Consider the following 24,062-nt stretch of genomic DNA (forward strand, 5'->3'; position numbering starts at 1 on the left):
GAAGAACCGCCCGTTCGCCGGGCGGTTTTTTTATAGATCAACATGTACGTGAACGTACACGTTGATCTATAATCGCGGACATCGATCCTTCGTCGTCCGGAGATTTCCTCGCCATGAGCGACACCCCGTCCACCCTGCTCCTGACCGTACGCGACGCCGCCGCGCGGCTCGGCGTGACGCCGCGCACGCTCAAGTACTACGAGGAGCGCGGGCTCGTCACGCCGTCGCGCAGCGAAGGCCGCTACCGGCTGTACGACGCCGCGGATCTCGAGCGCTTCGAGCGCATCCTGCGGCTGCGCGCGCTCGGCTTCTCGCTGCACGGCATCACCGAGATGCTGAAGCGCCCCCTCGAAGCGACGGGCGACGGACGACGGCGCTACTCGGACGCGTCGCTGCGCGACATTCACGCGGACCTGTCGCAGCAGATCGCGACGCTCGATGCGCGCATCGCCGCCGCGCAGCGTGAATTGAAGGAGGTGCGCGCGCTGAAGAAGGAATTGCTGCACGACATCGATTATGTCGAGCGCCGGCTCGCCGGCGAAAACCCCGACGAGCTGATCGCCCAGCGCCGGGCCGCGGTGCACGGCCGCCAATCGAGCAGCCGCAAGACGGGCGGGACCGACGCATGAGCGCGACGCCGGATCGGCCGCCGCTCTGGAGCGTCGCGAACCTGCGCGGCGATTTCTTTCCATGGGTGCTCGCGATCGTCACCGGCCTCGACTACTTCGACAACGCGGCGTTCTCGTTTTTCGCGAGCTACATCGCGGGCGGAATCAATGCGTCGCCGGACGAGCTCGTGTGGGCATCGAGCACGTATGCGGTGACCGCGGTGCTCGGCATCCTGCAGCAGCAATGGTGGGTCGACCGGCTCGGGCATCGCCGCTACGTCGCCGGCTGCATGCTGATGTTCTCGCTCGGCGCAGCCGCCGCGGCGCTCGCGGACACGTCGCTGCAGCTCGCATTCGCACGCGGCTTCCAGGGCTATTTCATCGGCCCGATGATGGGCGCGTGCCGGATCCTGATCCAGACCAGCTTCGCGCCGAAAGACCGCCCGCCCGCGACGCGCGCGTTCCTCATCATGCTGCTGCTCGGCAGCTCGCTCGCGCCGATCGCGGGCGGCCTGCTCGTCGCGCATTTCACATGGCGCGCCCTGTTCGCGTGCACGGTGCCGACGGGCATCCTGTTCGCCGCGCTCGCGTTCGTCGCGCTGCCGGATTCCGGCCATACGCCGCCCGACGAGCGCGGCAGCGCGCACTTCTGGCCGTACGTGATCTTCGCGCTCGCGCAGGCCGCGCTGCAGATCGTGATGCAGCAGGTGCGCTTCCAGCTCTTCGCCGGCTCGCCGCAGCTCGTGCTGCTGACAGCGGGCGGCCTCGCCGCGCTCGCGTGGTTCGGCCATCACCAGTGGCACCATCCGGCGCCGCTCGTGCGGCTGTACGCGTTTCGCGAGCGCACGTTCCAGGTCGGCCTGCTGCTCTACATGTTCTATTACTACGAGACGACGGGCTACAGCTACCTGATCTCCCGCTTTCTCGAAACCGGGCTCGGCTATCCGGTCGAGAACGCCGGGCGGCTCGTCGGCACGATGTCGCTGATCTCCGCGAGCGCGCTCTTCGTCTATCTGCGCTATGCGAAGCGCCTCACGCACAAGAAATGGATCATCGTGCCGGGCTTCGCGATGGCCGCGTTCGCCGCACTGTGGATGACGCGGATGGCGCCCGACGTCGGCCAGGCCGCGCTCGTCGTGCCGCTCCTGATGCGCGGGCTGCTGCTCCTCTTCATCGTGCTGCCCGTCGCGAATCTGACGTTCCGCGTGTTCGCGATCGAAGAGTATTCGCACGGCTACCGGCTGAAGAACATCGTTCGACAACTGACGATCTCGTTCTCGACTGCGTCCGTCATCATCGTCGAGCAGCACCGGCTCGCCGTGCATCAGACGCGGCTCGTCGAGCAGGCGAACGTCTACAACCCGCTGTTCCAGCAGACCATCGATACGCTGACGCGCAGCTTCGCCGAGGCGGGCCACGCGCTGAACGAGGCGCACGCGCTCGCGCTCGTCACCGTGAGCCGGACGATCGCGCAGCAGGCGTCGTTCCTGTCGTCGCTCGACGGCTTCTATTTCCTCGCGGGCGTCGCGGTCTGCGGCGGCATCTTCGCCGCCTGGCAAAAAGAGATCGATTGAGGTACGTTTAGCGCCTGTCGTTTCACGCCCTCTCCATCCCGATGTTTTCCAAACTCACCCAGTGGTTCGACGCGCGCCGCCGCGACCGCGCGCTGCGCGCGCATCCGATTCCGGATGCGCTGTGGCGCGACACGCTCGAGCGCCTGCCGTTTCTGTCGTATCTGTCGAACGAAGACCGGGAGCGGCTGCGCGAGACGACGAGCCTCTTTCTCGCGCAGAAGTCGTTCTCGACCGCGCACGGGCTGGAGATCACCGATGCGATCGTCGTCGGCATCGCCGTGCAAGCGTGCGTGCCCGTGCTGAACCTCGGCCTCGACCTGTATCGCGGCTGGGTCGGCATCGTCGTCTATCCGGGCGAGTTCGTGATCCGCAAGACGGTCGAGGACGAGGACGGCGTCGTTCACGAGGTCGAGCACGACGCGAGCGGCGAAGCGTGGGAAGGCGGCCCGGTGATCCTGTCGTGGGAGGACGTGCAGATGTCGGACGGCTCGGACGCGTACAACGTCGTGATCCACGAATTCGCGCACAAGATCGACATGATGAGCGGCCCGGCCGACGGTCATCCGCCCCTTTTTCGCCGCTGGCACGCGCCGGATCTCGACGCCGAACGCTGGGCCGACGTGTTCGACCATGCGTACGACCAATTCTGCGACCGCGTCGACGCGGTGCCGGACCGCGCGTGGGCGCGCTTCGAGCGCGATTCGCTGATCGATCCGTATGCGGCCGACCACCCGTCGGAATTCTTCGCGGTCTGCAGCGAGGCGCTCTTCGTGAAGCCCCGGGCCTTCGAGGCCGAATTTCCGGAGCTTTACCGGCTGCTCGCCCGCTATTACCGGCAGGATCCCGCGCAAACGGGTGTCCTCGCGCGGCCCGCCGCGCGCGCTTGACGAAAAATTCGCCAAGCGTCTGATTTTCAGGCATAATCGCGAGCTTTCGACCTTAGGCAAGTGGCTCGCGCCGGGCTTTCGCACCGCGCAGCGCCGACCGGCGTCGATTCACGGTGCGCCCAGCACGCATGTCCGGCTGTCCGGACATGCTGCAAACCGCACCGCGATGCGCAAGCGGCGGGCTGGCTACCGCTCTTACACTGGAAAAACCATGAAACAAGGCATTCACCCGAATTACCGCGAAGTCGTCTTCCAAGACATGTCGAACGGCTTCAAGTTCATCACGCGCTCGACGATCCAGACGCGCGAAACCGTCGAGCTCGACGGCAAGACCTACCCGCTCGCGAAGATCGAAGTGTCGTCGGAGTCGCACTCGTTCTACACCGGCCAGCAAAAGATCATGGATACGGCGGGCCGCGTCGAGAAGTTCAAGAACAAGTTCGGCGCACGCGCCAGCGGCAAGGCGGCGAAGTAAGCTTCGCGCCCACGTCGGCACCGGCCTCGCGCCGAACCGGCTCCGCAAAGAAGGCAGCCCAGGCTGCCTTTTTTTGTCCCCGCTCATCCCGCACGGCCGCCGAGCGCCGCGCGGGCCATCCGGTTCGCTGACGCGCGTCGTCCAGCGCGTCTACAATGCCGGATGCTCGAAATGGCCCGCCGCGCCCGCGTCGGGCATGTCGCCCATCCTCTGCCGCCCATCTGCATGAAGCCTGTCGTTCGCCTTACCGCTTCCGCCACCCGCGCACTGCCGCGCTGGCTGCTGCTCACGCTCTGCATCGTCTATGCGGCGTTCGGGCTGTTCGGCCGCGATCCGTGGAAAAACGAGGACGCGGCGGGCTTCGGCGTGATGTGGACGATGGCGCAAGGCGGGCTGCACGACTGGCTGCTGCCGAATCTCGTCGGCAAGTTCATCACGTCCGACGGGCCGCTCGGCTACTGGCTCGGCAGCCTCGCGATCCGCGCGCTGCCGTGGATCGACGCGAGCAACGCGTCGCGCGTCTATTCGGGTGTGTTGTTCTGCGTCGCGTCCGCGTTCGTCTGGTACGCCGCGTACCTGCTCGGCCGGCGCGCCGAAATCCAGCCGTTCAAGTATGCGTTCGGCGGCGAGCCCGAGCCGCGCGACTATGGCCGCACGCTCGCCGACGGCGCGCTCCTCGTCCTGCTCGCCTGTTTCGGCCTCGCCGAGCGCGGCCACGAAACCACGCCGCAACTCGCGCAGTTCGCATGGATCGCGATGTTGGTCTACGGGCTCGTGCGCGCGATCGACAAGCCCGCGCAAGGCGCGCTCTGGTGGGGCATCGCGCTCGGCCTCGTCGCGCTGTCGGGCAATCCGGTACTCGTCGCCGCGCTCGCGGTCGGCACGCTCGCGCTCTATCTCGTCACGCCCGAGATCCGCTGCGTGCAGTTGCCCGCGATCGGGCTGCCGCTCGCCGTCGCGGTGTTCGCGATCTGGCCGTTCGCCGCGCTCGCCGCTTTCCCGGATGACGCGAGCTGGTTCTTCAATCAATGGCTGCACGGCAGCCTGATGCGCTTCTCCGGCCCGCCGACGACGGTGCTCGCGTACGCGGCGAAGAACCTGCCGCTCTTCACGTGGCCCGCGTGGCCGCTCGCGATCTGGGCATGGACGAGCTGGTCGGGCCTGCGCCGCCGGCCGCATATCGCAATTCCGCTGTCGGTCGTCATGCCGCTCGTCGCGCTCGTGATCCTGCAAAGCCAGCAGACGAACCGGATGTACATGCTGCTGCTGCCGCCCCTCGCCGTCGTCGCGACGTTCGCGCTGCCGACGCTCAAGCGCGGCGCGATCAATGCGATCGACTGGTTCGCGGTGCTGAGCTTCACCATCCTCGGCACGTTCGTGTGGCTCGTGTGGCTCGCGTCGCTGACAGGCTTCCCGCATCCGCTCGCGCGCAATCTCGGCCGCCTCGTGCCGGGCTACGAGCCGCACTTCAAGGTGCTGTCGTTCGTCTGCGCGGTCGCGGCGACCGCGTGCTGGCTGATGCTCGTGCGCTGGCGCATCTCGCGGCAGCCGAAGGTGCTGTGGCGCAGCGTCGTGCTGTCGAGCGCGGGCACGACGCTGATGTGGGTGCTGCTGATGACGCTGTGGCTGCCGATCGTCAACTACAGCCGGACCTATCGCGACGTCGCGCAGCAGATCGCCGCGCACCTGCCGTCCGACTACGAGTGCATCTCGCCCGTGCGTCTCGGCGACGCGCAGATCGCGACGTTCGCGTATTTCGGCGACATGCACTTCTCGTTCACCGAGGACTGCGACGTGATCCTGCGCCAGGACCGCGCGGACTTCGGCGAGCCGAGCTCGATGTCGCAGTATGTGTGGCGCCTCGTGTGGGAAGGCCGCCGCGCCGCCGACCGCGACGAGCGCTTCCGCCTGTACGAACGGATCGAACGCCCGAAAACGCCCGTCAAGCGCCGCCCGCCGCACAAGGCCCGCTGACCGATGCTCGGCGACATCCGCAAGATTGCCGGTCTCGCATGGCCGGTGCTCGTCGGCCAGCTCGCGATCATCGCGTTCGGCGTGATCGACACCGCAATGGTCGGCCGCTTCTCCGCGCTCGATCTCGCGGCGCTCGGGCTCGGCACGTCGATCTACATCTCCGTGTTCATCGGGCTGACCGGAATCCTGTCCGCGCTGCAGCCGATCACGGGACAACTGTACGGCGCACGACGCTACGCCGAGATCGGCGAGGAAGCGCGCCAGGCGATGTGGCTCGCCGTGCTGCTCGCGATCCCCGGCTTCCTGCTGCTGCATTTTCCGCAACCGCTGCTGCGGATCGCGCACGCGCCCGCCGAATTGCATGAGCGCACGGTCGCCTATCTGCGCATCCTGTCGTTCGGGCTGCCCGCGAGCCTCCTCTTTCGGATCTACAACGCGCTGACGAACGCGGCAGGCAGGCCGCGGCTCGCGATGATCCTGCAGCTCGGCGCGCTCGTCGTCAAAGTGCCACTCAACATCTGGTTCATTTTCGGCGGCCTCGGCGTGCCCGCGCTCGGCGGCCCCGGCTGCGGGCTCGCGAGCACGCTGATCAACTGGGCGCTCGCGATCGTCGGCTTCACGCTGCTCGCGAAGCTCGACGTGTTCGAGCCGCTCGCGATCTTCTCGCGCTTCACGCGGCCCGTCTGGCAGCGACAGAAGGCGCTCCTCATGCTCGGCGTGCCGATGGGGCTCTCGTATCTGATCGAGGTCACGTCGTACACGTTCATGGCGCTCTTCATCGCGCAGTTCGGCACGACGACGCTCGCCGGCCATCAGATCGCGAGCAACGTCGGCGCGGTGCTGTACATGACACCGCTTTCCATCGGCGTCGCGTCGTCGACGCTCGTCGCGCGCGCGCTCGGCGCGAAGCGGCTCGACGAAGCGCGCGCGCTCGGCCGGCACGGGATCGCGCTTGCATGCGCGGCCGCGTGCGTGTACGGGATCGTTGTGTTCGCGCTGCGGCCGCTGATCGTGTCGGGCTACACGCCGAATCCGGCCGTCGCCGCGGCTGCGATGCCGCTCATCGCGATCGTGACGTTCTATCACTTCTTCGACGCGCTGCAGATCACGACCGCGTTCGTGCTGCGCGCGCACAAGGTCGCCGTCGTGCCGACTGCGATCTATGCGATCGCGCTGTGGGGCGTCGGGCTCGGCGGCGGCTATCTGCTCGGCTTCGACGTCGGCGGCGTCGTGCCGGCGTCGCTCACTGGCGCGCGCGGCTTCTGGACCGCCAACACGGCGAGCCTGATCCTCGCGGGCGGCGGGCTCGCGCTCTATCTGCGACGCATCGGACGGCGAAAGCTGAGCGCCGGGAGCTGAGCGCCGGGCGGTGACGGGCGGTGACGGGCGGCAGGTGCGGCCCGCTTCCCGCCCTTGCGCTTTTCGATGCGCGCCTTCCGCCTTCCGCCTTCCGCCTTCCGCCTTCCGCCTTCCGCCTTCCGCCTTCTGTCTTCTGTCTTCTGTCTTCTGTCTTCTGCCTTCCGGCGCTCGGCTTCTCGCTCCTATGTCGTGCCTGCACGTCAGCGCCCACGCGCCAGTTCCCCCGAGTGGCGTATCGCCAAGTACGGCATCGTCGCGCCGCACCGCGCGTGAGTGCGGCGGCGTCGGCCGCCGCCGCGGTCGTCACGCATGCGCGCGCGCGTCGGCGGCATCACGTTGTTCGAACACGTCGCGCGCGGCGAACAGCGCGTTGAGCGCGGCCGGGAAGCCCGCGTACACGGCCATCTGCATGAACACCTCGACGATCTCGTCGCGCGTGCAGCCGACGTTCAGCGCCGCCTCGATGTGCACCTTCAGTTGCGGCTGCGCGTGACCCAGCGTCGCGAGCGACGCGATCGTCGCGATCTCGCGCCACCTCAGATCGAGCTGCGGCCGGCTATAGATGTCGCCGAAGCCGAACTCGACGAGCAACCGCCCGAAGTCGGGCGCGATCGGCGCGAGCGCCTCGACCACGCGCTCGCCGACGTCGCCGTCGATTTCCTTCAGCTTGTTCCAGCCTCGCGTATAGCGGTCTTCTACGGTGTGTTGCTCCATCGTTCGTCCTTGTCCGGTTGAGGTTGATTCGCCTGTCGAATCGCGTCGCGCTCGGCCCGCTCGTAGTACGCGATCTTGTCGACGATCGCGTCGAGGTTCGTCTGCAGCGTGTCGATCTGCGCGCGCACCCTGTCGCGATGCGCGGCGAGAAGCGCACGCCGCTCGCCGAGCGTCGCGTCGCCCAGCGCGCGAAGCTCGGCGAACGCGTGCATCCCGGCGATCGGCATCCCGGTCGCCTTCAGGCGCATGACGAAGCGCAGCCAATCGAGATCGGCGGGCGCGTACAGCCGGTGCCCCGACTGCGTGCGCGAGATCGACCGCAGCAGGCCGGCCTGCTCGTAGTAGCGCAGCGTGTGCGTCGACACGCCGACGAGCGCGGCGACCTGGCCGATCGTCAACGCGCGCGGGGACGTTTGCTTCGATGCGTTCGACATGACGTTCTCAAGGTTAGGACTTAGAGTGCACTCTAAGTCAAGCGGCGCGTGATGGCCAGTGGTGGCATGGTTAGAATCGCCTCGCGGCGACGGAAATCGGGCTGCCGGCGAGAACGGGCGTCGACGAATAAGCCGGCGGAGGCCCGGGCGACCCGGCGAGCTGCAGCCGATATCCGGGGCCCGGGATCTGCGGATCTCGGTCGGCAGGGTTCGTGATTGCGGATTGCCCCCGGATACGTCGCGTTCGGTTTCCTGTGAGCGGCTGCGCCACGGCTTTGGATGCGTCGCTTCCGTTTTTGGGCTTGCGGTCTTCGGCTTGCCGTTTTCCGTTTTCGGCGATCGGCTTGCGACTTGCGACTTGCGACTTGCGACTTGCGGCTTGCGGCTTGCGGCTTGCGACTTGCGGCTTGCGGCTTGCGGCTTGCACACGATGCCCGACAAACGGACGACCGCCAACGATACGCGCCCGTTCGTGATGCCAAGCAACGACCACCGCTGCCAGCCCATCAACGCTTCGATACGCGCCACACCGCCCGCTCGCCTCCGTCCGGCCCGATTTCCGTCAAAGATGGTAAAAACCCGCCCACATGCCCCGCCGCAGCCTTTACAGTGTCGCCATCGATGCGCAACATTGCCCCCGCTGTCTTAAAAAGGGCACGCATTTGTCCTATGCTTGAACGCAACGCCCGGCCCGCGCCACGCGCCCGCGTCCGTTCCGACACCCATTCATCCGTTTCGTCACAAGGGAGTCCCCGCCATGCTGAAAAAGCTGCTGATGCTGATCGTCGCACTGTCGCTTTCGCTGACCGCAGCGTTCGCCGCCGCGGTCGAAGTCAATACCGCCGATCAGGCGGCGCTCGAATCGGTGAAGGGCCTCGGACCGGTGAAGTCGAAGGCGATCATCGACGAGCGCGCGAACCACGGCCCGTTCAAGGACGCCGACGATCTCGCGAGCCGCGTGAAGGGTCTCGGCACGAAGTCCGTCGCCAATCTCGAGGCGGCAGGCTTGACGATCGGCGGCTCGTCCACGCCGCCGGCGGGCGCGAAGGCGAAGACCAGCACGGCGAAGCCGGCCGCGACCACGACGACCGCCGCACCCGCGCAGACGCCGGCCACGACGACCGCAACGCCCGCACCGTCCGCGACGACTCCGTCGCCTGCCGCGAGCACGCCGGCGACGGCGGCGAGCACGCCGGCCGCGAAGAAGACGCGCGCGTCGAAGAAGAAGGAAAAAGCCGCAGCCGCGGCGAGCGCCTCGACCGACGCGAGCGCGCCGGCCGCCGCGTCGTCGACGAAAGCGAAGGGCTCGAAGAAAAGCAAGAAGAACAAGGCGGCGACGCCCGCGTCCGCTGCATCGGGCGCATAAGTCGGGCGCCGCGCGTCGCGCGCGGCGTCTTCGTTCCACCGGCGCCGTTCGCGGCGCCGCCTCAACCTAGCAGGTGAATCATGGGTCTACTCGACATCGTTGGCGGTCTGATCGGCGGCCAAGGCGGCAATCAGAACGCGCTCGTCAGCGCCGCGCTGGAGTTCATCAACAACCAGCCGGGCGGCCTGAACGGCCTCATCGAGAAATTCAACGCGGGCGGCGCGGGCGGAATCATCGGCTCGTGGATCGGCACCGGCGAAAACCAGCCGATCTCGCCGGAGACGCTGCAGAATGTGCTCGGCTCGGACACGGTCGGCGCGCTCGCGCAGAAGATCGGCGTCGATCCGCAGCAGGCATCCGGCATCCTCGCGCAGGTGCTGCCGCACGTCGTCAACGGCGCGACGCCGAACGGCGAAGTGCCGGCGAACGGCCAGCTCGACACGTCGAACGTGCTCGGCACGCTGTCGCAGCTGGCGGGCCTGTTCGGCAACAAGCAGGCCTGAGCGGCAGCGCACGGCATCGCGTGCGGCGCTGTCGGCGCCCCGCGCGATGCCCCCGCCACGGCGGCCGCAGAAACGCGCCGCCGGTAAAAAAACACCCCGCTTGCGCGGGGTGTTTGCTTTTGCGAGCCGGATGAAACGCCGGCTCGCTCGGCCTGAACGCGGCGATCAATGCACGACGCGCTCGAACACGAACTTGCCGTCCTGCACGTCGACCGGAATCACGTCCTTCGGACCGAAGCGGCCCGCGAGAATGAGCTTCGCGACCGGATTCTCGATCTCCTGCTGGATCGCGCGCTTGAGCGGCCGCGCGCCGAAGAGGGGATCGTAGCCGACCTTGCCGATCTGCTCGAGCGCCGACTCGGATACGTCGAGCTCCATGTCGAGCTTCGCGAGCCGTTCGTGCAGACGCGCGAGCTGGATCTTCGCGATCGACTGGATATTGCTGCGATCGAGCGCGTGGAACACGACGACGTCGTCGATCCGGTTCAGGAATTCAGGGCGGAAATGCTGCTTGACCTCGCCCCACACCGCGTCCTTGATCTCTTCCTGCGACGAGCCCGACATCGCCTGGATCAGCTGCGAGCCAAGGTTCGACGTCATCACGATCACCGTGTTCTTGAAATCGACGGTGCGCCCCTGCCCGTCCGTCATCCGGCCATCGTCGAGCACCTGCAGGAGCACGTTGAACACGTCCGGGTGCGCCTTCTCGATCTCGTCGAGCAGGATGACGCTATACGGCTTGCGGCGCACAACTTCGGTCAGATAACCGCCCTCCTCGTAGCCGACGTAGCCGGGCGGCGCGCCGATCAGCCGCGCGACGCTGTGCTTCTCCATGAACTCGCTCATGTCGATTCGGATCAGATGCTCTTCGGTATCGAACAGGAAGCCGGCGAGCGCCTTGCACAGCTCGGTCTTGCCGACGCCCGTCGGGCCGAGGAACAGGAACGAGCCATACGGACGGTTCGGATCGGACAGGCCCGCGCGCGAACGGCGGATCGCGTCGGCGACCGCGTTGATCGCCTCGTTCTGGCCGACGACGCGCTCATGCAGTTTCTCTTCGATGTGCAGGAGCTTTTCGCGCTCGCCCTGCATCATCCGCGACACGGGAATGCCCGTCGCGCGCGACACGACCTCGGCGATCTCCTCCGCACCGACCTGCGTGCGCAGCAGGCGCGGCCGCGTCGGGTTGTGCTGCTCGCTTTCCTCCGCCTGCGTGACCTGCTTGAGGCGCGCCTCGAGCTGCGGCAGCTTGCCGTACTGGAGCTCCGCGACCTTCTCGAGCTTGCCTTCGCGCTGCAGCCGCGTGATGTCGGCGCGCACTTTGTCGATCTCTTCCTTCAGTTGCGCGCTGCCCTGCACGGCCGCCTTCTCGGCCGTCCAGATCTCTTCGAGATCCGCGTACTCGCGCTCGAGCCGCTGAATTTCCTCTTCGATCAATTGCAGGCGCTTTTGCGACGCTTCGTCCTGCTCCTTCTTCACCGCTTCGCGCTCGATCTTCAACTGGATCAGACGGCGATCGAGCCTGTCCATTTCTTCGGGCTTCGAATCGATTTCCATCTTGATCTTCGACGCCGCTTCGTCGATCAGGTCGATCGCCTTGTCGGGCAGGAAGCGGTCGGTGATGTAGCGATGCGACAGCTCCGCAGCGGCGACGATCGCCGGGTCGGTGATCTCGACGCCGTGGTGCAGTTCGTACTTCTCCTGCAGGCCGCGCAGGATCGCGATCGTCGCCTCGACGCTCGGCTCGTCGACGAGCACCTTCTGGAAGCGGCGCTCGAGCGCGGCATCCTTTTCGATGTACTTGCGGTATTCGTCGAGCGTCGTCGCGCCGATGCAGTGCAGCTCGCCGCGCGACAGCGCCGGCTTCAGCATGTTGCCCGCGTCCATCGCGCCTTCGGCCTTGCCCGCGCCGACCATCGTGTGGATCTCGTCGATGAAGACGATCGTGCGGCCTTCGTCCTTCGCGATGTCGTTGAGCACCGCCTTCAGGCGCTCCTCGAACTCGCCGCGATACTTCGCGCCGGCGAGCAGCGCCGCCATGTCGAGCGACAGCACGCGCTTGCCCTTCAGCGTCTCAGGCACCTCGCCGTTGACTATCCGCTGCGCGAGCCCTTCGACGATCGCCGTCTTGCCGACGCCCGGCTCGCCGATCAGCACCGGGTTGTTCTTCGTGCGGCGCTGCAGGATCTGGATCGAGCGGCGGATCTCGTCGTCGCGGCCGATGACGGGATCGAGCTTGCCCGCGCGCGCGCGCTCTGTCAGGTCGACCGTGTATTTCTTCAGCGCCTCGCGCTGGCTTTCCGCGTCCTCGCTGTGCACCTGCGAGCCGCCGCGCACCGCGGCGACCGCGGATTCGAGCGCCTTGCGCGTGAGCCCGTGCTGGCGCGCGAGACGGCCCGCCTCGCCCCTGTCGTCGGCGACGGCGAGCAGGAACATCTCGCTCGCGATGAACGTGTCGTTGAGCTTCTGCGCCTCCTTGTCGGCCTGGTTCAGGAGGCTCGCGAGTTCGCGGCCGACCTGAATGTCGCCACCCGTGCCCGTCACTTGCGGCAGGCGCGAGATCGCTTCGTTGAGCGCGCCTTGCAACGCCTGGATGTGCACGCCCGCGCGCGACAGCAGCGCGCGCGCGGAGCCGTCCTGCTGCGCGATCAGCGCGGCGAGCACGTGAACGGGTTCGATGTACTGGTTATCGCGCCCGGCGGCGAGACTTTGCGCGTCCGCGAGCGCCTCTTGGAATTTGGTGGTGAGCTTGTCGATTCTCATGAATGAGACCTCCATTGCGAATAGCAACCAAATGAGGATGGTTATCCGCCTTTCAAGCCGGTTTTTTATTGAGGCACAGCAAGGGACGCGTCACACGGGCGCGTGACGGCAACGAGAACGCGCACGGCGGCGACGCGGCCGCGCGCGCGAAACCAAAAGCGCCGGGAAAGCGCCGCGCGGCGTCAGCCGGCGACGGTCACCGGCACGCGGAGTTCGGCCACGGGCACGATCCGCACGGGGGTGAGGCCGAGCAGCGCGGCAAGCTGCGACGCCGGCTGCGAAAGCTCGCCGATCGTGTGCTTGTCGAGCTCCGCGAAGAACGCGTCGCGAGCGGCCGCGAACACGCCCTTGAGCCTGCACGCCGACTGGATCACGCAGCTGCGATGCGACTCGGACTCGTCCGCGAAGCAGCCGACGAGCGCGAAATCGTTTTCGGTCTTGCGCACGACTTCGCCGACCGTCAGCGTGGCGGACTGCGCATTCAGGCGCAAGCCGCCGTTGCGGCCGCGCACCGTCTCGATCCAACCGAGCTCGCCGAGCTGCTGCACCACTTTCATCAAATGGTTCTTGGAAATGCCGTAGGCATCCGAGATCTCCTGGATCGTCGACAAGCCCTCGCCCCGGACCGCGAGGAACAACATGACGCGCAAAGAGTAGTCGGTGTAGTCGGTTAGTCTCATTACGAAATGGATGTTGTGTCAGTGCGATCGGCGCCCGCGCAAAAAACGCGCGTCTGCCATTGCCGATCCGACGACCGCATCATAAGATGCAAGCCATCAGCACTTTTATTGAGAGGGTGGCCGTTTATTATTGTGCGACAAAATCGCATGCCCGTGCTGCCGTATTACCCGGCCCTTTTTTTAAATGACCCACGCTTCTTCCGAAATCTCCGCGGTCGCCGCTGCGGCGACGCGCGCCGCCGAACCAACCCCGGAGAACATTCGTGCGCTCGTCGACGCGTTCTATGAACGCGTGCGCGACGATGCCCTCCTCGGCCCCGTATTCGAGCGCAAGCTCGCCGGGCGCTGGGACGAACATCTGCCGAAAATGGGCGAATTCTGGTCGAGCCTCGTGCTCGGCACGAAGCGCTACCGCGGTAACGTGCAGGCCGCGCACCAGCCGCTCGACGGCCTCGAGCCCGTGCATTTCAGCCGCTGGCTCGCGCTGTTCCTGAAGACCGTCGAGGCGCGCTACGAGCCCGCGGCGGCCGTGCGCTTCATGGAGCCCGCGCTGCGGATCGCGCAGAGCCTGCAATTGAGCCGCTTCGGCTGGGATTACCGGATTCCGGCCGAGCAGCAGGCCATCCTCGACCTGATCGCGCCGAAGCGGCCCGCGGACGACGACGCAGACGCGCGCCGGCCGCGCGGCGAGCCGTTTCCGGCGAAAATCATCGGCCGCGCGGCGCACGACGACGCGTGAGCGAACGGGCCGGCCGCCGGTTCCGGGTTCGCTCGAAACGGCCGCGCAGCGCGCCGAAGAAGGGAAAGGAAGAAGCGAAAAATCCTGCCGGATCCTGACGTTTAAACCTCAATATCGACGCAATCACGAGCACCCGAGCTCGGATGCCGCCGCCGCGTAGTGTCGTGACGCCCGAAAATTGGCGATCGATCGTCCGCGGAACCGCTCCGGACGCTCGAAATCAAGCTTGCCCGCCCCTTCGCGACGGACGAAGCGATGCTGCCCCCGCCGAAGCCCGATCGGGCGGCACCGCGCCTACGACGATTATTTCGCGTTCCCCGATTCGACGCCCCAGCGGGCGAGCGCCGCATCGTCGACGCTGCGCGCGTCGACCCAGCGCTCGCCCGCGGGCGTCTTCTCCTTCTTCCAGAATGGCGCCTGCGTCTTCAGGTAGTCCATCACGAACTCGCACGACGCGAACGCGTCGCCGCGATGCGTGGATACGGTCGCGACGAACACGATCTGGTCGAGCGGATAGAGCTTGCCGACGCGGTGGACGATCGCCACGTCAATGCCCGGCCAGCGCGCGATCGCGTCGTCCGCGATCGCGGCGAGCGCTTTCTCGGTCATCCCCGGATAGTGCTCGAGCTCGAGCGTGTCGACCTGCTCGCCGTCGTTCAGGTCGCGCACCGTGCCGACGAAGCACGCGACCGCGCCCACCTTCGGATTGCGCGCGCGCAGCGCCGCGATCTCCGTGCTGACGTCGAAGTCGTCCGTCTGCACCCGTACCGTCACCATTGCCGCCTCCTGTCGAGCAGTGTTAGCGCTTGAGCGCTTACTCTGGTCGCATGCAAAGCTCAGCCGCCCGTCACGGGCGGGAAGAACGCGACTTCGCAGCCGTCGGAGATCCGCGTGCCGGCGTCCGTCATCGTGTGGTTGCACGCCATCCGCAGCGCGCGGCCCTCGGCGAGCGCCTCCGCCCACGCACCGCCGCGCGTGCGCAGCCACGCGCGCACGTCGCCCACCGTCGCGACGCCGTCCGGCACCGTCACCGTCTCGCTCGCGACGCCGAGCGCTTCGCGCACGCTCGCAAAAAACTTCAGTTCGATCTTCATCGTCACAACACCGCCCGGCGTCAGCCGAGCAATTCGGAAAAAGGAATGAAACGCACCGTCTCGCCCGCGCTGATCGCGTGGTTCGGCGGATTGTCGATCAGGCCGTCGCCCCACACCGTCGACGTCAGCACGGCCGAACTCTGGTTCGGGAACAGGTCGAGCCCGCCCGCCGCGTTCACGCGCGCGCGCAGGAATTCATTGCGACGGTCGGCCTTGCTCTGCGTGAAATCGGCGCGCAGCGACACCACGCGCGGCGCGACCTGCGTCGCGCCCGCGACGCGCAGCAGGAACGGCCGCACGAATAGCAGGAACGTGACGAAGCTCGACACCGGGTTGCCCGGCAGACCGATGAAATAGGCTTCGCCGCCGTTCGTGCCGTTCGTGCCGTTCTTCGTGCCGTTCGCCGCGGCCGTAGCGTCACCCGCGCCGGCCGCCCCGCCGCGCCTGATCACGCCGAACGCGAGCGGCTTGCCCGGCTTCATCGCGATCTGCCACAGCGCGAGCCGCCCTTCCGCCTCGACCGCGGGCTTCACGTGATCCTCGTCGCCCACCGACACGCCGCCGCTCGTCACGATCACGTCGTGCTCGCGCGCCGCCTCGCGCAGCGCCGCGCGCGTCGCATCGAGCCGGTCGGGAACGATCCCGTAGTCGGTCACGTCGCAGCCGAGCCGCTCGAGGAGCCCGCGCAGCGTGAAGCGGTTCGAATTGTAGATCGCGCCCGGCTTGAGCGGCTCGCCCGGCATCGTCAGTTCGTCGCCCGTGAAGAACACGGCGACCTTCGCGCGGCGCGCGACCGCGAGCGACGCGCAGCCGACCGACGCGGCGAGCCCCATCGCCTGCGGCGTCATCCGCGTGCCAGCCGGCAGGATCACCGAACCGCGGCGGATGTCCGCGCCCTGCGTGGTGATCCATTCGCCCGCCGCCGGCGTGTGCAGGATGTCCACCTGGTCGCCCGCGGTCTCCGTCTGCTCCTGCATCACGACCGCGTCCGCGCCGGCCGGCACGGACGCGCCCGTGAAGATGCGCGCGGCCGTGCCCGGCTCGAGCGGCTTGGCCGGATGGCCCGCCGGGATCCGCTGCGACACCGTGAGGCGCCGCTCGCCGCGTGTCAGGTCGGCGGTGCGCACCGCGTAGCCGTCCATCGCGCTCGTGTTCATCGGAGGGACGTCGAGTGGCGACACGACGTCGGCCGCGAGCACGCGGTTCAGCGCATCGAGCGTCGCGACGGGCTCGGTTTCGGCGAGCGGATGTGCGGCCGCGAGAAGCGCCGCGAGCGCGTCGGCCGTCGACAGCATCGGCGCGCGCGGCGTCTGGGTGTTAGGGTGGGACATCGTCGATTGAAATTTTGACCGGATGCCGACATTGTAGCGACGGCTCCGCGCGGGTGTGGGCGATCGAATCGGCTCGATTCGATCGAGCGCGGCGGCCGTGCGTCCCGAGCGTGATGGCCTGCCGCGTTCGGCCATCGAAAAACGGACGCGTGCGGGCATCGCGGGAACGCGATTGCGGGCGCGATCAGCCGCACTCGTTGCGCAGCCGGAATCCACCCAAACGGCACGCCAAACGACACGCCGAGCAGCGAATACGAACGAAAAAGCCGCGACGCGAGTTCATCCGAAAATGATCCGATGAATTCGCGTCGCGGCTTTTCTCAGTGCCTTTCGGCACCCGACCGGCATCGAGCGAAGGCACGCCGCGAAGCGCCTCGCGTCACAGCGTCGCACCCGCGGGCTTTCTCCCTCGCACCCGCGCTGCCTGCGCGCCGCGCGCATCGCGACCGACGCGGCGCCGCCCGGCAGGCGAAGCCGGCGGCACGGCTGCCGCTCACCGCCGCCGCGCCCGCCCCGCCCCGCCCGAGCGTCACGCGCCCGTATGCGCGGCGATGACGTCCTTCACTTGTTGCGCGCTCGCGTCGACCACTTCGAAACGCTGCGGCAACGCCTCGAGCCCGTCGAACGTGGCCGGCCGCGAAGGCTCCTGCCCGAGCGCCTCGCGAATCGTCTCGCCGAACTTGATCGGCTGCGCGGTCTCGAGCACGATCATCGGCACGCCCGGCTGCAGATGCTCGCGCGCGACCTTCAGGCCGTCGGCCGTGTGCGTGTCGATCGTCGTCCGATAGCGCTCGAACACGTCGCGGATCGTCGCGATCCGGTCCTCGTGCGTGCTGCGGCCCGACACGAAGCCGAACTCGGCGACGCGCGCGAAATCGCCGCTCGCGGCAAGATTGAAGCCGCCCTTTTCCTCGACGTCGCGAAACAGCTGGACGACGCGCGCCGGATCGCGGCCGAGCAGATCGAACACGAAGCGCTCGAAGTTCGACGCCTTCGAGATGTCCATGCTCGGGCTGCTCGTGTGATACGTGTTCTCCGCGCTGCGCACGCGGTACGCGCCCGAGCGGAAAAACTCGTCGAGCACGTCGTTCTCGTTCGTCGCGACGACGAGCTTCTCGACGGGCAAGCCCATCATCCGCGCGATATGGCCCGCGCAGACGTTGCCGAAGTTGCCCGACGGCACGGTGAACGACACGCGCTCGTCGTTGCGCTTCGTCGCCGCGAAGTAGCCCTTGAAGTAGTAGACGACCTGCGCGACGACGCGCGCCCAGTTGATCGAATTGACGGTGCCGATCTTGTATTGCGCCTTGAACGCGTGATCGTTCGATACGGCTTTCACGATGTCCTGGCAATCGTCGAACACGCCCTTCACCGCGAGGTTGAAGATGTTCGGGTCCTGCAGGCTATACATCTGCGCGGTCTGGAACGCGCTCATCTTCTGGTGCGGCGACAGCATGAACACGCGCACGCCCTGCTTGCCGCGCATCGCGTACTCGGCCGCGCTGCCTGTGTCGCCCGACGTCGCGCCGAGGATGTTGAGCGTCTCGCCGTGCTTGGCCAGCGTGTACTCGAACAGATTGCCGAGCAACTGCATCGCCATGTCCTTGAACGCGAGCGTCGGACCGTTGGACAGCTCGAGCAGCGCGAGCGGCGCACCGTTCTCGACGCCAAGCGTCGTGAGCGGCGTGATGTCGGCCGCGCTCCCGCCGTGGCGCGTGTTGCAGTAGACGTCGGCCGTGTACGTGCGGCGCGCGAGCGCGCGCAGGTCGTCGGCGGGGACGTCGTCGCAGAATTTCGACAGGATCTCGAACGCGAGATCCGCGTACGGCAGCGCGCGCCAGCGCGCGAGCTCGTCCGCCGACACGCGCGGATACTCGGCGGGCAGATAGAGCCCGCCGTCGGCGGCGAGGCCGCCGAGCAGGATGTCGGAGAACGTGTGGCGCTCGCCGATGCCGGCGCCGCGCGTGGAGATGTAATTCATGTCGTCCTCAGTTGAGCGCTTCCATGCGCAGCTTCGTCACCTTCGACACAACCGTCTCGAGCGATTCGATGCGCGCGATCGCCGCGTTGACGTTCTTCTCGATCGTCTCGTGCGTGATCAGGATGATGTCGGTCTCGCCGTTCGCGTCGTCTACCTGCTCCGATTCCTTCTGCAGGAGCGCGTCGATCGAGATGCCCGAATCGGCGAGGATGCGCGTGATGTCGGCGAGCACGCCCGTCTCGTCGGCGACGCGCAGGCGCAGGTAGTAGCCGCTCGTCACCTCTTCGATCGGCAGGATCGGCGTGTTCGACAGGCTGTCCGGCTGGAACGCGAGATGCGGGACGCGGTGCTCGGGATCGGCCGTGTGCAGGCGCGTCACGTCGACGAGATCGGCGACGACGGCCGACGCCGTCGGCTCGGCGCCCGCGCCCTTGCCGTAATAGAGCGTCGTGCCGACCGCGTCGCCGTGCACGACGACCGCGTTCATCGCGCCCTCGACGTTCGCGAGCAGGCGCTTCGCCGGAATCAGCGTCGGATGCACCCGCAGCTCGATCCCGCGCTCGGTGCGGCGCGTGATGCCGAGCAGCTTGATCCGGTAGCCGAGCTCTTCCGCGTAACGGATGTCGGTCGCGGCGAGCTTGCTGATCCCCTCGACGTACGCGCGGTCGAACTGCACCGGCACGCCGAACGCGATCGCGCTCATGATCGTCGCCTTGTGCGCGGCGTCGACCCCCTCGATGTCGAAGGTCGGATCGGCTTCCGCGTAGCCGAGTTCCTGCGCGGCCGCGAGCGCGGTCGCGAAATCGAGGCCGCGCTCGCGCATTTCCGACAGGATGTAGTTCGTCGTGCCGTTGATGATGCCGGCGATGTACTGAATGCGGTTCGCAGTCAGGCCTTCGCGCAGCGCCTTGATGATCGGGATGCCGCCCGCGACGGCCGCCTCGAACGCGACCATCACGCCCTTCTCGCGCGCGGCCTCGAAGATCTCGGTGCCGTGCACCGCGAGGAGCGCCTTGTTGGCCGTCACGACGTGCTTGCCGTTCGCGATCGCGCGCAGCACCAGCTCGCGCGCGAGGCCCGTGCCGCCGATCATCTCGGCGACGATCGCGATCGACGGATCGTCGACGACCGCGTTGAAATCGTCGCCGATCGACACGCCGTTCGCGTCGCCGTCGAGGGCGGCGAGCGCCTTCGCGGGATTGCGCACCGCGACGCGCGCGATCTCGATGCCGCGTCCGGCGCGACGCTTGATTTCCTCCTGGTTGCGGCGCAGCACCTTGAAGGTGCCGCCGCCTACCGTGCCGAAGCCCAACAGGCCTACTTTGATCGGTTCCATGCTGCGTGTGATCTATTGAGTAAAAAAAGTGGAACGCGCCCGGTCATGCCGAGTGGCGCATCCGGTAGCCATCGAGGAAGCGCGCGATCCGCTCGATCGAATCGGTCAGGTCGTCGACGTTCGGCAGGAACACGACGCGGAAATGGTCCGGCGTCGGCCAGTTGAAGCCCGTCCCCTGCACGAGCAGCACACGCTCCTTCAGCAGCAGCTCGAGGATGAACTGCTGGTCGTTCTCGATCGGATAAAGCTTCGGATCGAGACGCGGGAACATGTAGAGCGCCGCTTCCGGCTTCACGCACGACACGCCCGGGATCGACGTGAGCATGTCGTACGCGAGCTCGCGCTGCTTGTAGAGACGCCCGCTCGGCACGATCAGCTCGTTGATGCTCTGATAGCCGCCGAGCGCGGTCTGGATCGCGTACTGGCCGGGCACGTTCGCGCAGAGACGCATCGACGACAGGATGCCGAGGCCCTCGAGGTAGTCGTTCGCGCGGCGGCGGTTCGCGTCCGTGAGACCCGCGACCGACATCCAGCCCGCGCGATAGCCGCACGACCGGTAGCTCTTCGACAGGCTGTTGAACGTGACCGTGATCACGTCCTCGGCAAGCGACGCGAGCGCCGTGTGCGACTGGCCGTCGTAGACGATCTTGTCGTAGACCTCGTCGGCGAAGATCACGAGGCCGTGCTCGCGGGCGATCGCGATCAGCTCGAGCAGCAATTCGTCCGAATAGAGCGCGCCCGTCGGATTGTTCGGGTTGATGACGACGAGCGCCTTCGTGTTCGGCGTGATCTTGCGGCGAACGTCGTCGGGATCGGGCATCCAGCGGTTCGATTCGTCGCAGATGTAATGCACGGGCGTGCCGCCGGACAGGCTCACGGCCGCCGTCCACAGCGGATAGTCGGGCGCGGGCAGCAGCACCTCGTCGCCGTCGTTCAGGAGCGCCTGCGTCGCCATCACGATCAGCTCGGACGCGCCGTTGCCGATGTAGATGTCGTCGAGCCCGACGCCCTTCACGCCCTTTTGCTGCGTGTAATGCATGATCGCCTTGCGCGCGGCGAACACGCCCTTCGAGTCCGAATAGCCGGACGACGTCGGCAGATTGCGGATCATGTCCTGGATGATCTCGTCCGGCGCATCGAAGCCGAACGGCGCCAGATTGCCGATATTCAGCTTGATGATTCGGTGCCCCTCTTCCTCGAGACGCTTCGCGTGCTCGAGGACCGGGCCACGGATGTCATAGCAGACGTTGAGCAGCTTGTTCGACTTCTGAATCGGTTTCACGGCGGACACGTTCCTGGGTAATGCCTGGCGGGCCTGGGGAGCGGGGATCAAAACTGGAGAGCGGCCGGTAGCGCGCTGTCTAGGAATGGCTTCTTGCGGCTGCCGGGCGCGGCTTGTGGCGGCGCGCGACAGAAACGCCGCCCGGGAGCGGCTAAAAAGTTATAATTTAGCGGATTTTGGCCGACTTTCGCAATGCACCAATCCGGCCGCGGCCTCCGCGCGGCAGCGTCCGCCACGACGGCCGCGCGCATCGCGGCTGGCGGCCCGCCCCGTTCGGGGCCGGATCGCCGCGCCGACGCGGCCTTCGCTCCGGCCCTTTTCGACACCGCGGAAAACCGATTTGAAATTACACCAGGACCCGAGCAACACGCTCAACACCGTCACCGGCTACGGCCCCGATTACGTCGACATCAACCTGCAGCGCCACGAAAGCAGCGTGATCGTGCTGCCGGGCGCGCCCGTCGTCGAATGGCCCGTCGCGTCATTCGACGCGCTCACGCCCGAGCTGTTCGCGATGCTGCTCGAGCCTCAGCCCGAGGTGGTGATCTTCGGCAGCGGCGCGCGGCTGCGCTTTCCGCACCCGCGCCTGACGGCACAGCTCACCGCGCAGCGGATCGGCGTCGAAACGATGGATTTCCAGGCCGCCTGCCGCACGTACAACATCCTGATGGCCGAAGGCCGGAAGGTCGCTGCGGCGCTGCTGATCGAGCGTTAAGCGAACGTTAAGCCGCCCTGCGCTAAAACACCCTGCGGCGCTTTGCGTCTCGTTTCGCGCCGCGCCCCGCTCGCCGCGGACGACAGCCGCAATCCGCCCGATCCAATCTTACAAGCTCAATACGAATCTATGAACGATACGCCGTCGAGGCTACCGCTCAATCGCGCAGCGTCCTTCTCGCTCAGTCGCGCCGCGCTCCTCCTTCTCGTCGCGGCGCTCGCCGTCATCTGGTTCGCGCCGCTCGGCCTGCGCCACCTGATCCCGAGCGACGAAGGCCGCTACGCCGAAATGGCCCGCGAGATGTTCGCGACGGGCGACTGGATCACGCCCCGCTACAACGGCTACAAGTATTTCGAAAAGCCGCCGCTGCAGACGTGGCTCAACGCGCTCACGTTCGCGTGGTTCGGCATCGGCGAATGGCAGGCGCGCCTCTACACCGCGCTCGCGAGCTTCGCCGGCGTGCTGGTCGCGGGCTTCACCGGCGCGCGCGTGTTCAACCCGCGCGCGGGCTTGTTCGCCGCGCTCGTACTCGCGACGTCGCCGTACTGGAACCTGATGGGCCACTTCAACGCGCTCGACATGGGGCTGTCGCTGTGGATGACGGTCACGCTGTGCTCGCTCCTCCTTGCGCAGCGGCCCGGCATCGGAAAGCGCGCCGAGCGCGGCTGGATGTGGCTCTGCTGGGCGTCGATGGCGCTCGCGGTGCTGTCGAAGGGCCTGATCGGCCTGATCCTGCCCGGCGCCGTGCTCGTCCTCTACACACTCATTTCGCGCGACTGGGCGCTGTGGAAGCGCCTCTACCTCGTGAGCGGCCTCGTCATCTTCTTCGCGATCGCGACACCTTGGTTCGTGCTCGTGCAGTCGCGCAACCCCGAGTTCCTCAACTTCTTCTTCATCGTCCAGCAGTTCCGGCGCTACCTGACGCCCGAGCAGAACCGCCCCGGCGCGATCTACTACTTCGTGCCGGTGCTCCTCGTCGGCTTCCTGCCATGGCTGTCCGTCAGCGTGCAGAGCGTCCGCCACGCGCTGCGCATCCCGCGCCAGCCGAACGGCTTCTCGCCGATGCTCGTGCTGACCGTCTGGAGCGCGTTCATCTTCCTGTTCTTCAGCGCGTCGCATTCGAAGCTGGTCTCGTACGTGCTGCCCGTGGCGCCCGCGCTCGCGCTGATGATCGGCGCGTATCTGCCGCTCGTGTCGCGCGAGCAGTTCCGCCGTCATCTGTTCGGCTATCTGGTGTTCCTCGTCGCCGCCGCGTTCGGCACGCTGTTCCTCGCACGCCTCGGCGACGCGCGCACGCCGAACGCGCAGTACCTGGCGTTCCAGAAGTGGGTGTACGCGGCGCTCGCCGTCGCGTTCGCGCTCACGCTCGTCGCCGTGTGGCTCAATCGCCGCGGCCGCGCGGGCATCGCCGCGGCGGCGCTCGCGTTCGGCGCCGGCTGGCTGCTGCTCGGCACGATCGGCGGCACCGGTCACGACACGTTCGGCCGCTACAGCTCGGGCGCGCTCCTCGCGCCCGCGATCCGCGCGGAGCTCGCGAAGCTGCCGCCCGGCACGCCGTTCTATTCGGTCGAGACGCTCGACCACACGCTGCCCTTCTACGTCCGCCACACGACGATCATGGTCGCGCGCCAGGACGAGCTCTCATTCGGCATCTCGGTCGAGCCGGACAAGTGGATTCCGACCGTCGCCGAATGGGAAGCGCGCTGGCGCGCCGATCGGTACGCGCTCGCGCTGATGTCGCCCGACCGCTACAGGCAGTTGTCGGAGGCGGGCCTGCCGATGCGCGTGGTCGCACAAGACAACCGGCGTGTCGTCGTCGAAAAGCCGCAACCCTGATACCGAAGGACGCGAATCAATGAATCCCGTCTCCCTCTTTTGCATCGTCACGGGCGTGATGCTGAACGCGTGCGCGCAACTGCTGCTGAAGGCCGGCGTGCGCGCCGTTGGACACTTCGAATTCACCCGTGCGAACATTGTGCCCATCGGCTTCAAGATCGCGACCCAATTGCCGATCATCGGCGGCCTCGGCTGCTACGTGCTCTCCGTCGTCGTGTGGATCGTCGGGCTGTCCAGGGTCGACGTGTCGGTCGCGTATCCGATGCTGTCGCTCGGCTACGTCGTCAACGCGTTCGCCGCGTGGTACCTGTTCGGCGAGGTGCTGTCGGTGCAGCGGCTCGTCGGCATCGGCATCATCCTGATCGGCGTGTTCGTGCTCGCGCGCAGCTGATGCGCCCGTACGCAGCCGAA

General features: G+C 67.2%; 22 protein-coding genes. 12 read left to right on the forward strand and 10 right to left on the reverse strand.

What is annotated here, in order from left to right:
- Positions 1-113 precede the first annotated feature (113 nt).
- From WS62_RS07130 to WS62_RS07155, 6 genes are all read left to right on the forward strand, one after another.
- On the forward strand, positions 114-629 hold the full coding sequence (locus WS62_RS07130; RefSeq protein WP_066569470.1) for a MerR family transcriptional regulator: 516 nt from the start codon (positions 114-116) through the stop codon (positions 627-629).
- Entirely contained in the window at positions 626-2,182 is a 1,557-nt protein-coding gene (locus WS62_RS07135) for an MFS transporter (protein ID WP_066569472.1), read from the forward strand. The genes WS62_RS07130 and WS62_RS07135 overlap by 4 nt, the downstream gene beginning before the upstream one ends.
- A gap of 41 nt (positions 2,183-2,223) precedes the next feature.
- Positions 2,224-3,069, forward strand: a complete 846-nt coding sequence (locus WS62_RS07140) for a zinc-dependent peptidase (RefSeq protein WP_066569474.1) — start codon at positions 2,224-2,226, stop codon at positions 3,067-3,069.
- 211 nt (positions 3,070-3,280) lie between these two features.
- The gene (locus tag WS62_RS07145) at positions 3,281-3,544 is read left to right on the forward strand and encodes a type B 50S ribosomal protein L31 (RefSeq protein ID WP_066493822.1); all 264 of its coding nucleotides are present in this window, start codon (positions 3,281-3,283) and stop codon (positions 3,542-3,544) included.
- A gap of 225 nt (positions 3,545-3,769) precedes the next feature.
- Positions 3,770-5,518: an ArnT family glycosyltransferase gene (locus WS62_RS07150; RefSeq protein ID WP_066569586.1), complete on the forward strand. Its 1,749-nt coding sequence runs from the start codon at positions 3,770-3,772 to the stop codon at positions 5,516-5,518.
- 3 nt (positions 5,519-5,521) lie between these two features.
- Positions 5,522-6,877 carry an MATE family efflux transporter gene (locus WS62_RS07155; RefSeq protein WP_066569477.1) on the forward strand — a complete coding sequence of 452 codons (1,356 nt, stop codon included), beginning with the start codon at positions 5,522-5,524 and terminating at the stop codon, positions 6,875-6,877.
- Positions 6,878-7,180: 303 nt separating this feature from the next.
- Here WS62_RS07155 and WS62_RS07160 read toward each other — a convergent pair whose 3' ends face one another.
- Entirely contained in the window at positions 7,181-7,591 is a 411-nt protein-coding gene (locus WS62_RS07160; protein ID WP_066569480.1) for a carboxymuconolactone decarboxylase family protein, read from the reverse strand.
- Positions 7,573-8,025, reverse strand: coding sequence for a MerR family transcriptional regulator (locus tag WS62_RS07165; RefSeq protein WP_066569484.1), 453 nt, complete (start codon positions 8,023-8,025; stop codon positions 7,573-7,575). The genes WS62_RS07160 and WS62_RS07165 overlap by 19 nt, the downstream gene beginning before the upstream one ends.
- A gap of 757 nt (positions 8,026-8,782) precedes the next feature.
- Here WS62_RS07165 and WS62_RS07170 point away from each other — a divergent pair.
- Together WS62_RS07170 and WS62_RS07175 are read left to right on the forward strand one after the other, a co-directional pair.
- Positions 8,783-9,391 carry a ComEA family DNA-binding protein gene (locus WS62_RS07170; protein WP_066569486.1) on the forward strand — a complete coding sequence of 203 codons (609 nt, stop codon included), beginning with the start codon at positions 8,783-8,785 and terminating at the stop codon, positions 9,389-9,391.
- 80 nt (positions 9,392-9,471) lie between these two features.
- Positions 9,472-9,894 carry a YidB family protein gene (locus WS62_RS07175; protein ID WP_066493742.1) on the forward strand — a complete coding sequence of 141 codons (423 nt, stop codon included), beginning with the start codon at positions 9,472-9,474 and terminating at the stop codon, positions 9,892-9,894.
- Between the two features lie 165 nt (positions 9,895-10,059).
- Here WS62_RS07175 and clpB read toward each other — a convergent pair whose 3' ends face one another.
- Positions 10,060-12,657 carry an ATP-dependent chaperone ClpB gene (gene clpB, locus WS62_RS07180; protein ID WP_066569488.1) on the reverse strand — a complete coding sequence of 866 codons (2,598 nt, stop codon included), beginning with the start codon at positions 12,655-12,657 and terminating at the stop codon, positions 10,060-10,062.
- 182 nt (positions 12,658-12,839) lie between these two features.
- Entirely contained in the window at positions 12,840-13,337 is a 498-nt protein-coding gene (locus WS62_RS07185; protein ID WP_066493741.1) for an Rrf2 family transcriptional regulator, read from the reverse strand.
- 184 nt (positions 13,338-13,521) lie between these two features.
- Between WS62_RS07185 and WS62_RS07190 the strand changes: the two genes are divergently transcribed.
- Entirely contained in the window at positions 13,522-14,076 is a 555-nt protein-coding gene (locus WS62_RS07190; RefSeq protein WP_066569490.1) for a group III truncated hemoglobin, read from the forward strand.
- 303 nt (positions 14,077-14,379) lie between these two features.
- Here WS62_RS07190 and moaE read toward each other — a convergent pair whose 3' ends face one another.
- The 6 genes from moaE to WS62_RS07220 form a co-directional block, all read right to left on the reverse strand.
- Positions 14,380-14,853, reverse strand: a complete 474-nt coding sequence (gene moaE, locus WS62_RS07195; RefSeq protein WP_066569493.1) for a molybdopterin synthase catalytic subunit MoaE — start codon at positions 14,851-14,853, stop codon at positions 14,380-14,382.
- 59 nt (positions 14,854-14,912) lie between these two features.
- Positions 14,913-15,170, reverse strand: a complete 258-nt coding sequence (gene moaD, locus WS62_RS07200) for a molybdopterin converting factor subunit 1 (RefSeq protein ID WP_059597067.1) — start codon at positions 15,168-15,170, stop codon at positions 14,913-14,915.
- Positions 15,171-15,190: 20 nt separating this feature from the next.
- Entirely contained in the window at positions 15,191-16,465 is a 1,275-nt protein-coding gene (locus tag WS62_RS07205; RefSeq protein ID WP_442855068.1) for a molybdopterin molybdotransferase MoeA, read from the reverse strand.
- A 565-nt stretch (positions 16,466-17,030) separates the two neighbouring features.
- Positions 17,031-18,482, reverse strand: coding sequence for a threonine synthase (gene thrC, locus WS62_RS07210; protein ID WP_066569495.1), 1,452 nt, complete (start codon positions 18,480-18,482; stop codon positions 17,031-17,033).
- Between the two features lie 7 nt (positions 18,483-18,489).
- The gene (locus WS62_RS07215) at positions 18,490-19,818 is read right to left on the reverse strand and encodes a homoserine dehydrogenase (protein WP_066569496.1); all 1,329 of its coding nucleotides are present in this window, start codon (positions 19,816-19,818) and stop codon (positions 18,490-18,492) included.
- A gap of 43 nt (positions 19,819-19,861) precedes the next feature.
- Positions 19,862-21,100 carry a pyridoxal phosphate-dependent aminotransferase gene (locus tag WS62_RS07220; RefSeq protein WP_066569589.1) on the reverse strand — a complete coding sequence of 413 codons (1,239 nt, stop codon included), beginning with the start codon at positions 21,098-21,100 and terminating at the stop codon, positions 19,862-19,864.
- A gap of 340 nt (positions 21,101-21,440) precedes the next feature.
- Here WS62_RS07220 and WS62_RS07225 point away from each other — a divergent pair, with 340 nt between their 5' ends.
- The 3 genes from WS62_RS07225 to WS62_RS07235 all read left to right on the forward strand — a co-directional run bounded on the left by WS62_RS07225 (position 21,441) and on the right by WS62_RS07235 (position 24,042).
- Positions 21,441-21,815: an Mth938-like domain-containing protein gene (locus tag WS62_RS07225; RefSeq protein WP_066493736.1), complete on the forward strand. Its 375-nt coding sequence runs from the start codon at positions 21,441-21,443 to the stop codon at positions 21,813-21,815.
- A 129-nt stretch (positions 21,816-21,944) separates the two neighbouring features.
- Entirely contained in the window at positions 21,945-23,651 is a 1,707-nt protein-coding gene (locus WS62_RS07230) for a glycosyltransferase family 39 protein (RefSeq protein WP_066569499.1), read from the forward strand.
- Positions 23,652-23,670: 19 nt separating this feature from the next.
- Positions 23,671-24,042 carry an SMR family transporter gene (locus WS62_RS07235; protein WP_004192320.1) on the forward strand — a complete coding sequence of 124 codons (372 nt, stop codon included), beginning with the start codon at positions 23,671-23,673 and terminating at the stop codon, positions 24,040-24,042.
- Positions 24,043-24,062: the final 20 nt, after the last annotated feature.

Origin of the sequence: Burkholderia sp. ABCPW 14 (genome assembly GCF_001523835.1) — a bacterium.
In the GTDB taxonomy this organism is placed as follows: domain Bacteria; phylum Pseudomonadota; class Gammaproteobacteria; order Burkholderiales; family Burkholderiaceae; genus Burkholderia; species Burkholderia mayonis.

Excerpts from the sequence above, each read along its gene's own strand:
- WS62_RS07130 (WP_066569470.1), top strand. The coding sequence starts at position 114 with ATGAGCGACACCCCGTCCACCCTGCTCCTGACCGTACGCGACGCCGCC.
- WS62_RS07135 (WP_066569472.1), top strand. The coding sequence starts at position 626 with ATGAGCGCGACGCCGGATCGGCCGCCGCTCTGGAGCGTCGCGAACCTG.
- WS62_RS07140 (WP_066569474.1), top strand. The coding sequence starts at position 2,224 with ATGTTTTCCAAACTCACCCAGTGGTTCGACGCGCGCCGCCGCGACCGC.
- WS62_RS07145 (WP_066493822.1), top strand. The coding sequence starts at position 3,281 with ATGAAACAAGGCATTCACCCGAATTACCGCGAAGTCGTCTTCCAAGAC.
- WS62_RS07150 (WP_066569586.1), top strand. The coding sequence starts at position 3,770 with ATGAAGCCTGTCGTTCGCCTTACCGCTTCCGCCACCCGCGCACTGCCG.
- WS62_RS07155 (WP_066569477.1), top strand. The coding sequence starts at position 5,522 with ATGCTCGGCGACATCCGCAAGATTGCCGGTCTCGCATGGCCGGTGCTC.
- WS62_RS07160 (WP_066569480.1), bottom strand. The coding sequence starts at position 7,591 with ATGGAGCAACACACCGTAGAAGACCGCTATACGCGAGGCTGGAACAAG.
- WS62_RS07165 (WP_066569484.1), bottom strand. The coding sequence starts at position 8,025 with ATGTCGAACGCATCGAAGCAAACGTCCCCGCGCGCGTTGACGATCGGC.
- WS62_RS07170 (WP_066569486.1), top strand. The coding sequence starts at position 8,783 with ATGCTGAAAAAGCTGCTGATGCTGATCGTCGCACTGTCGCTTTCGCTG.
- WS62_RS07175 (WP_066493742.1), top strand. The coding sequence starts at position 9,472 with ATGGGTCTACTCGACATCGTTGGCGGTCTGATCGGCGGCCAAGGCGGC.
- clpB (WP_066569488.1), bottom strand. The coding sequence starts at position 12,657 with ATGAGAATCGACAAGCTCACCACCAAATTCCAAGAGGCGCTCGCGGAC.
- WS62_RS07185 (WP_066493741.1), bottom strand. The coding sequence starts at position 13,337 with ATGAGACTAACCGACTACACCGACTACTCTTTGCGCGTCATGTTGTTC.
- WS62_RS07190 (WP_066569490.1), top strand. The coding sequence starts at position 13,522 with ATGACCCACGCTTCTTCCGAAATCTCCGCGGTCGCCGCTGCGGCGACG.
- moaE (WP_066569493.1), bottom strand. The coding sequence starts at position 14,853 with ATGGTGACGGTACGGGTGCAGACGGACGACTTCGACGTCAGCACGGAG.
- moaD (WP_059597067.1), bottom strand. The coding sequence starts at position 15,170 with ATGAAGATCGAACTGAAGTTTTTTGCGAGCGTGCGCGAAGCGCTCGGC.
- WS62_RS07205 (WP_442855068.1), bottom strand. The coding sequence starts at position 16,465 with ATGCTGTCGACGGCCGACGCGCTCGCGGCGCTTCTCGCGGCCGCACAT.
- thrC (WP_066569495.1), bottom strand. The coding sequence starts at position 18,482 with ATGAATTACATCTCCACGCGCGGCGCCGGCATCGGCGAGCGCCACACG.
- WS62_RS07215 (WP_066569496.1), bottom strand. The coding sequence starts at position 19,818 with ATGGAACCGATCAAAGTAGGCCTGTTGGGCTTCGGCACGGTAGGCGGC.
- WS62_RS07230 (WP_066569499.1), top strand. The coding sequence starts at position 21,945 with ATGAACGATACGCCGTCGAGGCTACCGCTCAATCGCGCAGCGTCCTTC.
- WS62_RS07235 (WP_004192320.1), top strand. The coding sequence starts at position 23,671 with ATGAATCCCGTCTCCCTCTTTTGCATCGTCACGGGCGTGATGCTGAAC.